10 protein-coding genes and 1 pseudogene are annotated in these 12,884 nt (G+C 62.4%); 7 read left to right on the top strand and 4 right to left on the bottom strand.

Translation table 11 applies throughout. From position 1 onward, the window contains the following. The 3 genes from J0I64_RS07185 to J0I64_RS07175 form a co-directional block, all read right to left on the bottom strand. Nucleotides 1–1,047: M24 family metallopeptidase (locus J0I64_RS07185; RefSeq protein WP_291406911.1), on the bottom strand; the 1,047-nt coding region annotated here is incomplete at its 3' end. 236 nt (nt 1,048–1,283) lie between these two features. Beyond that, nucleotides 1,284–2,873, bottom strand: a complete 1,590-nt coding sequence (locus J0I64_RS07180; RefSeq protein WP_291406910.1) for an ABC transporter substrate-binding protein — start codon at nt 2,871–2,873, stop codon at nt 1,284–1,286. Then, the gene (locus J0I64_RS07175; protein WP_291406909.1) at nt 2,870–3,541 is read right to left on the bottom strand and encodes a helix-turn-helix domain-containing protein; all 672 of its coding nucleotides are present in this window, start codon (nt 3,539–3,541) and stop codon (nt 2,870–2,872) included. The genes J0I64_RS07180 and J0I64_RS07175 overlap by 4 nt, the downstream gene beginning before the upstream one ends. 201 nt (nt 3,542–3,742) lie before the next feature. On the opposite strand from J0I64_RS07175, the gene J0I64_RS07170 reads away from it, so the two are divergent. The 4 genes from J0I64_RS07170 to J0I64_RS07155 are packed head-to-tail and all read left to right on the top strand — an operon-like array spanning nt 3,743 to nt 7,210. Continuing rightward, nucleotides 3,743–4,744 (top strand): ABC transporter permease, encoded by a 1,002-nt coding sequence (locus tag J0I64_RS07170; protein WP_291406912.1) that lies wholly within the window; start codon nt 3,743–3,745, stop codon nt 4,742–4,744. Then, nucleotides 4,744–5,646: an ABC transporter permease gene (locus J0I64_RS07165; RefSeq protein ID WP_291406908.1), complete on the top strand. Its 903-nt coding sequence runs from the start codon at nt 4,744–4,746 to the stop codon at nt 5,644–5,646. Before J0I64_RS07170 ends, J0I64_RS07165 begins: the two co-directional genes overlap by 1 nt. Then, a complete protein-coding gene (locus J0I64_RS07160) occupies nt 5,643–6,479 on the top strand; it encodes an ABC transporter ATP-binding protein (protein ID WP_291406907.1) in 837 nt (278 codons plus the stop codon). The genes J0I64_RS07165 and J0I64_RS07160 overlap by 4 nt, the downstream gene beginning before the upstream one ends. After that, nucleotides 6,476–7,210, top strand: coding sequence for an ABC transporter ATP-binding protein (locus tag J0I64_RS07155; protein ID WP_291406906.1), 735 nt, complete (start codon nt 6,476–6,478; stop codon nt 7,208–7,210). The genes J0I64_RS07160 and J0I64_RS07155 overlap by 4 nt, the downstream gene beginning before the upstream one ends. Nucleotides 7,211–7,273: 63 nt before the next feature. On the opposite strand, the pseudogene putA reads toward J0I64_RS07155, so the two are convergent. Then, nucleotides 7,274–10,536 (bottom strand): annotated as a pseudogene (gene putA, locus J0I64_RS07150) (bifunctional proline dehydrogenase/L-glutamate gamma-semialdehyde dehydrogenase PutA). A 150-nt stretch (nt 10,537–10,686) separates the two neighbouring features. Here putA and J0I64_RS07145 point away from each other — a divergent pair. The 3 genes from J0I64_RS07145 to J0I64_RS07135 all read left to right on the top strand — a co-directional run bounded on the left by J0I64_RS07145 (nt 10,687) and on the right by J0I64_RS07135 (nt 12,783). Then, on the top strand, nt 10,687–11,154 hold the full coding sequence (locus J0I64_RS07145) for an Lrp/AsnC ligand binding domain-containing protein (RefSeq protein ID WP_291406905.1): 468 nt from the start codon (nt 10,687–10,689) through the stop codon (nt 11,152–11,154). 138 nt (nt 11,155–11,292) lie between these two features. Continuing rightward, the gene (locus J0I64_RS07140) at nt 11,293–12,330 is read left to right on the top strand and encodes an ABC transporter substrate-binding protein (RefSeq protein WP_291406904.1); all 1,038 of its coding nucleotides are present in this window, start codon (nt 11,293–11,295) and stop codon (nt 12,328–12,330) included. A gap of 201 nt (nt 12,331–12,531) precedes the next feature. After that, the gene (locus J0I64_RS07135) at nt 12,532–12,783 is read left to right on the top strand and encodes a hypothetical protein (RefSeq protein WP_291406903.1); all 252 of its coding nucleotides are present in this window, start codon (nt 12,532–12,534) and stop codon (nt 12,781–12,783) included. Nucleotides 12,784–12,884 lie beyond the last annotated feature (101 nt).

Raw genomic sequence — 12,884 nt, 5'->3', positions numbered from 1 at the left:
GTTGCGGATGATGACGATTTCCTCGAGGCGCAGACCAAACTTGCCCTGCAGGTAAATGCCCGGCTCGATGGAGAAGACCATGCCTTCATCAAGCACCGTATCGCTGGTGCCGGTGATGTAGGGGGCTTCGTGGATGTCGATGCCGAGGCCATGGCCGGTGCGGTGCAAGAAATTCGGGCCATAGCCGGCGGCGGTGATAACATCGCGCGCGGCCTTGTCGACTTCGCTGGCGATGGCGCCCGGCTTGGCGGCCACGAGAGCGGCCTCCACGGCGCGCTCGACGATCGAATGGATCTGGCCATAACCTTCAGGCGCGGACTGGAAATAGCCCATGCGGGTCATGTCGGACGGATAGCCATCGAGACGGCATCCGGTGTCGATCAGGACGGCGTCGCCGGTCTTGAGGGGCGTCGAGCCGGTGTGGTGGTGCGGGAAGGCGCCATTGGGGCCGAAACAGACGGAGCAGAAGACGGTGGTCGCGCCATTGGCCTTGTAGAAGGCATCGATGAGCGCGGCGACTTCGACTTCGGTCATGCCAGGCTTGAGGGCGGCGAAAGCAGCCTCGACAGCGCGATCATTGAGCAGGTGCGCGGCCTTGATGGCCTTGTATTCCGCATCGTCCTTGCGGGAGCGGAGATAGCCCACCGTATCCTGGGTAAAGCGGCGCTTGGCGCCCGGAAGCGCATCGAGCAGCAGCAGGGCGAAATCGGCGCGCATGGTCTCGTCGAGGACGACGGACGGGTTATGGCGGGTAATGCCCGAGGCTTCGATGAGTTGTTCGAGGGCGGCGCCGGGACCATCGGCATCGGCCCAGGGGAAGAAGGGCAGATCGGTGTGCTGGCGCGAAGAATCGACATTGAGCGCCGGCATGAGGAAACCAGCATAGGTCTGGCTGACCAGGAGCATGACCGGACGCTCGTCGCCATGCGGCGCAAGATCGGCCAGCCAGCGCATGTGGCTCGAGGGACCGATGGCGACGAGATCGGTATTGGTCTCGGCCATGCGGCGGCGAAGGTTGGCCATGCGGGTGGCGAGCGTGGGATTCATAATCGGCCTCAAGTCTGTTCTGGCTTTTGCAAAGCCCCTCACCCTAGCCCTCAGAAACGGAGCAAGGGCTAGGATGAGGGGGTTCAGGGAAAGAGTGGGCGGAGCCGAGCGGGAGGAGGATGCCCGGCTCCGCAGGCGGCGAACGAGGGAATGTCGCCGCCAAGAGTGATCGCGGAGCCCTGCCCCGCGATCGTATCCGGCGCCATGAGGGCATGGCCCTCGTGGCTGTGAAGGACTTAGTTCTTCTTCACGAGACGGTAGTAGACGAAGTCCGAGTTCGAACCGTTGACATAGCCGTCGACGTTCTTGGCCATGGCGATCTGCAGTTCGGCCTGGAACATGATGATGATCGGGCTTTCGGCCTGAACCTTCTTCTGCAGGTCGATGTAGAGTTCGCTACGCTTTGCCTGATCGGGCTCGGCGAGGGCGGCAAGAACTTCCTTGTTCATGTCTTCCGGAACCGCCCAGGCGTTACGCCAGGTGGTGGTTGCGGTGTAGTTGTCGTCCGCATTGTTCGAATTGTAGGCGAAAGCCTTGGCGTTCGAGTGCGGATCCATGAAGTCCGGGCCCCAATAGAGGAGCATGGCCTGGTGGGTACGTTCACGGTACTTCGTGATGACCTGAGCACCGGTGCCGGGCAGGATCTCGAAGTTGATGCCGGCTTCGGCAAAGCCAGCCTGCAGCGACTGGGCAATGTCGGTGAACGGGGTCGAATTGATCACGTCGAGCGTGACGTTGATCGGGGTTTCGACACCAGCGTCGGCCAGAATCTGCTTGGCCTTTTCGACGTCGTAGGTGAACGGGGTTTCGTCATAGGAACCCGGGAAGCCCTTCGGCCAGAAGGCCTGGTGCTTTTCCATCTGGCCCTTGAGGAAGGTCTGGGTCATCCCGTCATAGTCGACGAGGTAACGGGCAGCTTCCCAGATGGCCGGATTGGTCAGCGATTCCGTCTTCTGGTTGAACGACAGGAAGTGCACGGCAGCCTGCGGATAGGTCTCGACCTTGACGGCATCAGCCGACAGGCCCGAGATCTGGTCCGGGGTCAGGTTCTTGGCCATGTCGACGTCGCCCGAGGTCAGCAGCAGCTGCTGGGTCGCGGCTTCGGCAACGTGACGAATGAGAACCTGCTTCATGGCGGGGGCGCCATCGAAATAGGTTTCGTTGGCGGTGAGGCGAACGAGCTCGGCCGGGCGGTAGTCGGTGAGCACGAACGGGCCGGAGCCGGCCGAGTGCGTATTCAGCCAGGCATTGCCCCAGTCGTCGCCTTCGACGTGCTGAGAAACCAGCACTTCGTCAACGATGGCGGCCGGGCGGGCTGCGAGGACGTTCAGCACGAAGGCCGAAGCGAAATCGCCGGTCCACTTCACGGTGACGGTATTGCCGTCAACGGTGACCATGTCGTCGATGTTGTCCGCATTCCAGCCGAGCTGGGTGAGGATGAAGGCCGGGGTCAGGTTGAGGGTGACGACGCGCTTGAACGAGTAATGCACGTCTTCAGCGCGGACCGGGTTGCCCGAGGCGAAGGTGGCGCCATCGCGCATGGTGAAGGTCAGCGCCTTGGCGGCTTCGTCGGCGGTCCATTCCGAAGCAAGGCCCGGCGCGAGAACGGTGGTGTCCTCGGCAGCATACTGGACCAGGTGGTCATAGAGGTTGGCGTTGATTTCGCCGGCCGAGAATTCGTAAGCCTGAGCGGGGTCGAGTGCGACGACATCGTCGATGTTCTGGGCGATCACCAGGGCGTCGGCCGGGGTCGCGGCATAGACGGCGCCAGCTGCCAGCGGCAGGCTGAGCGCGGATGCCAACAGGGCAGCGCGGAAGAGCTTCATGTGCGTTTCTCCTTTGAAGTGACTTTTTTTCGAACCGGCTTGGTGCCGGGTTTTGCTTTCGCGACCACCTGGCGCGACGGGCGCGCCGTGGAGCGGAAGAGAGCGAGCGTGCCGGTCCAGAGGAGCCGGGCAGGCTGATCGGTATGATTGGACCAGGAATGGGGGCGATTGCCTCGGAAGTGCAGGCTGTCGCCGGCGCTCATGATCATTTCTTCGCCATCGAGGCGCTGGGTGATCGAACCATCGAGGATGAAGAGGATTTCTTCGCCCTCGTGCGACACCGTCTCCGAATGATAGCCGGGCGGCACCAGCATGATGAAGCTCGAAAGCTGGTTGCCCGGAAAATCCGCACCGAGACGCTCGTAGATGATCGATGAACCATCGAGCGAGAAACGATTGCGCTCGTTGGAGCGGGTCAGGGCATTATGCGGGGCCGGCGCTGCGACGAAATAGTCGATGGATACGCCAAGGGCCCGCGCGATCTGGGCGAGCGTTCCGAGAGAGGGCGTGGCATGGTCGCGCTCGACCTGGCTCAGGTAGCCCACCGAAACTTCGGCGGAGGCTCCCAGTTCCATCAGCGTCATATGCTGCTGGCGACGGCGCGCGCGGATAAGCGCACCCACCTTGGGGTGCCCCTGCTCCACATCTGCCAAGGCGCTCTCAGCCATCCGTCCCACCAAAATTTTTTTGATATAAGCAAAGTTTCTTGTATGGTGAAAGGGAAATGTGAAGGTTTTGCAACCTGCAGAAGAGTCATTCTGCGGCGGTAAAGCCCTGTTATTACAAGAGGATTTCGTGTGACGACTGAACAGCCGGCGCTGACCTCGCCACCGCCAGAAAAACTAACGAGCAAGCGCACCAGACGGCAGATCGGTGCCGTGGTGACTTTTCTCGTCACGCTTTTCCTCACTTTTCTTGGCCTGTTGGCGATTACCTTCTTCATCGGGCGCGTGATCCCGATCGACCCCGTGCTCGCCGTTGTCGGCGATCGCGCAACGCAGGCGCAGTACAATGCCGCTGCCGCGGCCATGGGGCTCGACCAGCCGCTTTACGTTCAGTTCGTCAATTATGTCGGCAATGTCCTGACGGGGAACCTGGGCATGTCGGTGTCGACCGGCCGTCCGGTGGCGGCCGATCTCAGCCGCTTCTTCCCTGCGACATTCGAAATGGCGACACTCGGCATTCTCATTGGCGTTGCCATCGGCGTGCCGCTCGGGGTGATTGCTGCGGCTCGCCAGGGCACCTGGCTCGACCAGGCCATTCGCGTGGTCGGGCTGCTCGGCTATTCGGTGCCGGCATTCTGGCTCGGACTTGTGGGGCTGGCGATCTTCTACGCGCGGCTGCGCTGGGTCGGTGGACCGGGGCGGCTCGACATCTTCTATGATGGGCTCGTGACGCCCATTACGGGCATGATCCTGATCGACAGTCTCGTGCAGGGCGAGTTCGACATTTTCTGGAACGCAGTCTGGCATATTGTGCTGCCGGCGTCGGTATTGGGCTTTTTCAGTCTGGCCTATATCGCCCGCATGACGCGCAGCTTTATGCTCGACCAGCTAAGCCAGGAATTCGTCACCACGGCGCGCGTCAAGGGCGTGCCGGAGCGGGTGGTGATCTGGCGCCATGCCTTCAACCCGATCCGCGTGCCGCTGATCACGGTCATAGGGCTCTCCTATGCGGGTCTGCTCGAAGGCTCGGTGATGATCGAGACGGTGTTCTCTTGGCCCGGCATCGGTAATTACCTGACGACCGCGCTGCTCAATGCCGACATGAATGCGGTGCTTGGCTCAACGCTGGTTATCGGCTCCGTCTTCATCGTTATCAACAAAGTTTCGGACGTGCTTTATCGCGTCCTCGATCCGAGGGCACGCTGATGAGTACTCGTGACTGGCTTCTCGCCGACTCTCCCACTTCCCGCTGGCAGGCTAACGCCGGCCGCACCTATCGGGTGTTCACCGCCCTCCTCCGCAATCCGCTTTCGGTGCTGGGCGGGGTTATCATCCTCGTGCTGCTGCTGACGGCTTTGTTTGCGCCGTGGATCGCGCCGTTTTCGCCCACGGGCCAAAACCTCAGCCAACGCCTGTTGCCGCCGTCTGGCGTCAACTGGATGGGCACGGATGAACTTGGCCGCGATATTTTTTCGCGTGTCGTTTGGGGCTCGCAGATTACCCTGACCATCGTCTTGCTGGTGGCGCTGATCTCGGCGCCACTGGGGCTGCTGATCGGGGCAATTGCCGGCTATTTCGGTGGCTGGGTCGACCGCGTGCTGATGGGCTTTACCGACATTTTCCTGTCGCTGCCCAAACTGATCCTGGCGCTGGCTTTCGTGGCGGCGCTTGGACCGGGCATCAACAATGCCATCATCGCCATCGCCATCACCTCGTGGCCGGCCTATGCGCGTATTGCCCGAGCCGAAACACTGACCATCCGCAATGCCGAATATATCTCGGCGGTGCAGCTCGCCGGTGGTGGACCGATCCGCGTCATCGTGCAGCACATCCTGCCGCTTTGTACCTCGTCGATGATCGTGCGCGTAACGCTCGACATGGCCGGCGTGATCCTGACTGCGGCGGGTCTGGGCTTCATCGGTCTTGGCGCGCAGCCGCCGCTCCCCGAATGGGGCGCGATGATTTCGCGTGGCCGTACCTTCATTCTCGATCAGTGGTGGGTCGCGACCATGCCCGGCTTCGCCATCATCATCGTGTCGCTCGGCTTTTGCTTCCTCGGCGATGGTCTGCGCGACGTTCTCGATCCCAAGAGCGAGGGCAAGTCATGAGTTCTCCCCTGCTCGAAGTCGAAAATCTCCGCGTTTCGTTTCCGACCCATTCCGGTCGCGTCGAGGTCGTGAAAGGGCTCTCCTTCACCCTTGGTCGCGAGCGACTGGGCATTGTGGGCGAGAGCGGGTCCGGAAAATCGATGACCGGCCGTTCGATCCTCAAACTCATCCGCAAGCCGGGTGAAGTGACCGCCGACAAGTTGCGTTTTGAGGGGATCGATATCCTTGACCAGAACGAGAAGCAGATGCGCGCCATTCGTGGCGCCCGCATTTCCATGGTCATGCAGGACCCAAAGTTCTCGCTCAATCCGGTGATGACCGTGGGCGAGCAGATCGCCGAGGCGCTGGTGACGCACCAGAAGCTCGGGCGCAAGGAAGTGCAGCAGCGCATTCTCGACATGCTGACCGCTGTGCGCATCAACGATCCCGAGCGCGTGGCCAAGCTCTATCCGCATGAAGTTTCGGGCGGCATGGGCCAGCGCATCATGATCGCGATGATGCTGATCCCCGAGCCGGAGCTGCTTATCGCCGACGAGCCGACTTCGGCGCTCGACGTTTCCGTGCAGGCGCAGGTGCTCGACATCATCGATGACCTCGTAACCCGCAAGGGTATGGGGTTGATCCTGATCAGCCACGATCTGGCGCTGGTCAGCCGCTATTGCGACCGCATTCTCGTGATGAATGCCGGCCGTGTGGTGGAAGAATGCGCGGCGGGGCAACTCGACAAGGCGCAGCACCCCTATACACGGGGCCTGCTGGCAGCCATGCCGGTGATTGACGAAACACGCGACGAATTGCCGGTGCTCGACCGGACACAATGGGCGGGCACATGAGCGCACTTACCCTCAAAAACCTCGACATTTCCTATGGCGACACCAAGGTCGTGCATGGGGTGAACCTCGACGTGCCGGAAGGCGAAAGCTTTGCCCTGGTGGGTGAAAGCGGCTCGGGTAAGTCGACGATTTTGCGTGCCATTGCCGGGCTTGCCCCGGAATGGACCGGCGAGATTTCGGTACTCGGCAAGCCGCGCACGCATGGCGTTGATCGCAATGAGTCGCGCACCGTGCAGATGGTGTTCCAGGACCCCTATGGTTCGCTGCACCCGCGCAAGACGATCGACTCCGCGCTCTCCGAACCGCTCGCCATCCATGGTATCGGCAATCGTGGCGAGCGGGTCGAAGCGGTGCTCAAGCAGGTTGGCCTCGACCAGCGTTTCCGCTTCCGCTTCCCGCACCAGCTTTCGGGCGGCCAGCGCCAGCGTGTGGCTATCGCTCGCGCGCTGATGCTCGAACCCAAGGTGCTGCTACTCGACGAGCCGACTTCGGCGCTCGACGTTTCGGTGCAGGCGGAAATCCTCAATCTGCTGAAACGCCTGCGGCGCGAACAGAACCTCACCTTCCTGATGGTGACGCATAACCTGCCCGTCGTGAGCTTTCTCTGCGACCGCCTCGCCGTGATGCGGCATGGCCGGATCGTTGAAATTGCCGACGTCGCCCAGCTCAAGCAGGGGGACCTCAAGGAGCCCTATTCGCGCGAATTGCTCGCCGCGACTGAGGGGGCCTGAGCCCAAAAATCCAGATAGAAATGAAAAGGCCCGCAGTTTTCGCTGCGGGCCTTTTGTTTTGGCTTAGCTCGCCGTGGCGATCAGCGTGGCGTTACCGCCGGCCGCCGTTGTGTCGATGCAGACATGGCGTTCGTGCTGCAGGCGGGCGACGTCCTCGGTGCTGGTGAGAACCGGCAGGATCGGACCGTCACGACCGGCGAGGGTTTTGCGGATGGTCGACAGCGTCGCGTCGTCGCCAAACCAGGCGACGGCATCGAAGGTGGTGGCGACGCCAAGCATATCCTTGTCGAGCGAGGCGACCAGCGGCACGCAGCCGGCCTGACCAGCCATGACCTTCTGGGCCGAGATATCGGCTTCGGTCGGGCCGAGGCACAGCAGGGTGCCGCGCGGTGAGACATGGAGCACGTTGCTTTCGCCCGTCGGGCCCGGCAGCGTTTCGGCGGCAGCCTGCAGACCGGAATGGCCCTGGGTGAAGCGCGCGACATAGTGCGGGCCACCAGCCTTGGGGCCGGTGCCGGAGAGGCCTTCGCCACCGAAGGGCTGCGAACCGACGACGGCACCGATCTGGTTGCGGTTGACGTAGATATTGCCGGCATGGACGGCGGCCGAGACCTTCTTCACGCGGCTCGAAATGCGGGTGTGCATGCCGAAGGTGAGGCCATAGCCGGAGGCGTTGATGGCGTCGATGACGCTGTCGAGCTCGTCGGCCTTGAAGGTCGCGACGTGGAGGACCGGCCCAAAAATCTCTTCCGGGATTTCGCCGATGCCACCGACCTTTACCACGGTGGGCGCAACGAAGGTGCCAGATGCCGGCGCCTTCATGGCGTGAATCACCTTTGCCTTGTTAACATCCACGTAGGACTGGATTTTCTTGCGCGCAGGCTCGTCGATGATCGGGCCGATATCGGTGGCGAGATCCCACGGGTTGCCGAGGGTGAACAGCGCTGGCCGGCCGACTGGAACGCTGAGGCGATGATATCGCGCACGGCCTGTTCGGGCAGTGCGGTCGAGTCGACGATCATGGCGTTGAGGCCACCGGTTTCTGCGATCAGCGGCGCCTTGGCGTCGACGTGCTCGGCCATGGCGCGGTCGATGCGGTGCGCCGTCGGCAGCGAGCCGGTGAAGGCGACGCCGGCGATGCGCGCATCCGAGGTCAGCGCTGTGCCGACATCGGGGCCGCCCGGCATGAGCTGGATGGCATCCGTCGGGATACCGGCTTCGTGCATCAGTTGCACAGCGCGGAAGGCGATGAGCGGGGTCTGCGGTGCAGGCTTTGCCACCACCGGATTACCGGCAACGAGCGCTGCTGCGATCTGGCCGGAGAAGATGGCGAGCGGGAAATTCCACGGCGAGATGGCAACGAACGGACCGCGGGCAGCCGCCAGCGGCTTGGTCTCAGCTTCGGCTGCGTAGTAGCGCAGGAAGTCGACGGCCTCGCGGACTTCGGCCACGGCGTCCGCCCAGGACTTGCCGGCTTCACGAGCCAGCAGCGCGAAAAGCTCGGCGCGGTTGGCTTCGTAGAGATCGGCGGTCTTGCGCAGGAGTTCGGCGCGGGTGCCAACGGCAGTCTGCGGCCACGTACTGGCGACGGCGGCGGAGATCGCTGCGGTGACGCCTGCCGCGGAAGCGGAAACGACCTGGCCGACGATGTCGGTGGGATCGGCCGGGTTGATGACCGGCGTGGTTTCGCTCGAAGCGTCGGCGACCGGCAGCGGCGTCGCCAGCCATTGCGTCTTGCAGAAGGTCTCGCGGGCAGCATTCACGGCGCCAAAGGCAACCGGATCGGTCAGGTCGAGACCCGCCGAATTGCGGCGGGCGCCGAAGACGGCGTCGGGCAGCGGGATGTTGGGGTTGGCAAAGCCATCAAGCGCCAGCAGCTTGGCGATCGGGTCTTCGGCAACCTTGGCGGCCGGAATGTCCTCGTCGGCGATCTGGTAGACGAAGGAGCCGTTAGCGCCGTTTTCGAGGAGGCGGCGCACGAGATAGGCGAGCAGGTCCTTGTGCGGACCGACCGGCGCGTAGATGCGAGTGCGAGTGCCGTGGTTGGTGCGCAGCACTTCGTGGAGGCGCTCGCCCATGCCGTGGAGGCGCTGGAACTCATAGGTGTCGTTGAGGCGACCAGCTTCAGCCGCCAGATGCAGTACGGCAGCAGCCGTGTGCGCGTTGTGCGAGGCGAATTGGGGGTAGATGCGCTTCTTGGAGAACAGTTTTCGCGCCGCAGCGATATAGCTGACGTCGGTGATCGCCTTGCGGGTATAGACCGGGAAACCCGGCAGGCCGAGCACCTGGGCGCGCTTGATTTCGGCGTCCCAATAGGCGCCCTTCACCAGACGCACCATGATCTTGCGATCGTACTTTTCGGCTGATGCTTCGAGCCAGTCGATCAGCGGCAGCACGCGCTTGCCATAGGCCTGCACGACGACGCCAAAGCCTTCCCAGCCGGCGAGTTCGGGCGTTGCCAGAACGGCTTCGATGATCTCCATCGAAAGGTCGAGACGGTCGGCTTCCTCGGCATCGATATTGAAGCCCATATTGGCTTCACGGGCAGCGATAGCCAGCTTGCGAGTGGCATCGACGAGCTCGGTCAGAACACGCTCGCGCTGCGCGAATTCGTAGCGCGGATGCAGTGCGGAGAGCTTTACCGAAATGCCCGGGTTGTCGCGCACGGCCGGGGAGGTGCAGTGCGGGGCGAGCGTCGCGATGGCGTCGGAATAGGCCTTGAAATAGCGATCCGCGTCTTCCGAGGTGCGGGCAGCTTCGCCGAGCATGTCATAGGAATAACGATAGCCGAGGGCTTCCGGCTTTTTCGCATTGCTGACGGCTTCGTCGATGGTGCGGCCGAAGACGAACTGGCTGCCGAGAAGGCGCATGGCCTGACCGACGGCGGTGCGGATGACCGGTTCGCCGAGGCGGGCAATGGCGCGGTGCAGCGCATTCTTGGGGCCGACTTCGGGATCGCCCAAGACGTCAGCGGTCAGGTTCAGCGCCCACGAGGAGAAGTTGACGAGGGTGTTGGACGAGGAGCCGAAATGGCTCGCCCAATCGGACCCGCCAACCTTGTCGTGGATCAGCGCGTCAACAGTTTCGGCATCGGGCACGCGCAGCAGGGCTTCGGCGAGCGACATGAGCGCCACGCCTTCATCGGTCGCGAGGCCGTATTCGGCGAGGAAGCTTTCCATCAGGCCGAGCTTGTTGCCGGTGCGGACGGCAGTCACCAGTTTTTCGGCATGGCCGGAAATGGTCTTGCGTTGCGCATCGTCAAGGCCGGTAGCCTCGATCAGCTGGGGGACGAGGGTGTTTTCATCCGCATAAATGCGGGCGCGCATGGTGTCGCGAAAGGCAGTGGTGTCGGTCATGGAAAAGCACTCAGAAGCGTTGCCTTAAAATGCCAGAAGCCGGGAGGTCGTTTCGCCTATTTGTGTGGCCGCCTTGCGACGACAGTGGTAATTTCAATGCGATCCGCAGGCGAATGCACCATGAAAACAGTCATTTTCGAAACTTTAGACCAGATCGACCGGAAGATACTCGACGAACTCGCACGCGATGGCCGTTTGAGCGTCGCCGAACTGAGCCGCAGGGTCAATCTTTCCAAGACCCCGTGCCAGGCCCGGATCAAGCGGCTGGAGGCCGAAGGATACATTCTGGGCTACCGTGCGGTGATCGATCCCAAGCGGCTGGGGCTGCCGCATGTCGCCTTTGTGGAGGTGAAGCTTTCGGACACGCGCAAGGCGGCGCTGGCGGCATTCAACAAGGCGGTTCGGTCCCTGCCCGAGGTCGAACAGGTGCATATGATCGCCTCGAGTTTCGACTATCTGCTCAAGGTACGAACCAAGGATATCGCCGCCTATCGCGAAGTTCTGGGGGAGAAAATCTCGGCGCTGCCACATGTTGCACACACCAGCACGCATGTTTCCATGGAAGCGGTGAAGGACGACGCAGAGTAACCATTGTTTCCGATGCTGATTGCAAGGGAAAGCACAGAAATTAGACTTGTGTTGGGGGAGCCACAAAAATAGGCTCATTCCTGAGGGAACTCACTTAATCACCAGCGGTCCCAAGCCTGCTGGAACAGGGAACAAGACATGTCACGCATTGCCGCAACTACTCTGGCGCTTGGCCTCGCAGCCACGGCCGCCTTCGCCACGCCTGCCTTCGCGCAGACCAAGACGCTCACCATTTCCTGGTGGGGTTTTAACGGCGAGAAGCTCGAGTCCATCATCCTGGCTCCCTTCCGCGAGCAGTGCGGCTGCGAAATCCAGTTCGAGACCGGCAACAACGGCGAACGTCTGAACAAGCTGCAGATCCGCAACGGCGCGGGCGTTGACGTGGCCTATTTCACCGACGCTTTCAGCCAGCAGGGCGTTGACCTCGGCCTCTTCCAGCAGCTCGACCGCTCGAAGCTGCCGAACCTCGATGGCCTTTATGACCTGGCTCAGGATCCGCAGGGCGGCCACGGCCCGGCTTACTCAATCGGCCGCGTCGGCGTCGTCTATGACAGCGCCAAGCTGACCACCCCGATCACTTCCTGGAACGACCTGTGGCGCGAAGACCTGGCTTCGTCCCTGTCGCTGCCGGGCATCACCACCACTGCCGGCCCGATGGTCGTGCTCAAGGCCGGTGACCACGAAGGCGTGGACGCTTTCGACAATCCCGATGGCGCCTTTGCCGGCATCGAAGCCCTGAAGCCGAACGTGGTGAAGAACTACAACACCGGCTCGGAGATGATTAACCTCTTCTCGACCGGCGAAGTGACCGCCGCCATCGCGCAGGACTTCACCCTGGCTCAGATCCAGGCTGCCGTGCCGACCGTTGTCTGGGCCGACCTCGCGGAAGGCTCGATCGCGACGCTCAACACCGTCAACATCCCGAAGGGTGCTGCCGAGCCGGAACTGGCCTACCAGTTCATCAACTTCATCCTGTCCCCGGAAATCCAGCAGCAGCTGGCCGAGCAGGGCGTCGACGCGCCGGTCAACAAGTCCGTCACGCTGACCCCGGAACAGGCAGCGCTCTGGACCTATGGTGCAGACGTGATCGCCGGCCTGCAGCGCGTTGACTATGCCAAGCTCAATGCTGCCAAGGGCGGCTGGGTCGATCGCTGGAACGAAATCTTCGGCATGTAAGACCTTTGGGCGGGGCGCTGAGGCGCCTCGCCTTCCACATCTGGCTTCGACTTTCCACAGCCAGAATGCCTCGTTATTTTCGCGACGGCGGAAATGGCATAGAGGTGCGCAATGAGATTCCCGCCCATCACGGCGGTGACGCCGCATTTGCGGCAAGAATAGACTGGTGGTCGCTGGGCCACCGAGAAAAGGCCATAGGCGATGAAACGCTTTGCAGGCTGGACGCTGGCTTCGCCGGCAACCCTGCTGGTGCTACTGGGGCTTGTCGCTCCGGTTGCCGCCACCATCTACACGACCTTCGGTACGCCCGGCGGCCCCTTCGCAACCTACCAGGCCTTCTTCGGCAGCGGCTTCCGTCGCACGGTGTTGCTGAGAACGATCAACGTCTCGCTGATCGTGACGGCTATTTCGCTGCTCATCGGCTTTTCTGATCCAACGCTCGGGGAAACATAGCCGTTTCAACCCTTAAAGCCGCCCGGGACCATGCCTGAGCCTAAGCCCCGGCTCAAGAGACAATGGGCCGCTGCCAGGCCGTTCGCGCGCGCTCTACGTGC

The sequence above is a fragment of the Devosia sp. genome, assembly GCF_017307565.1.
Classification (GTDB): domain Bacteria; phylum Pseudomonadota; class Alphaproteobacteria; order Rhizobiales; family Devosiaceae; genus Devosia.
This window is presented reverse-complemented; position numbering and strand designations above follow the sequence as displayed.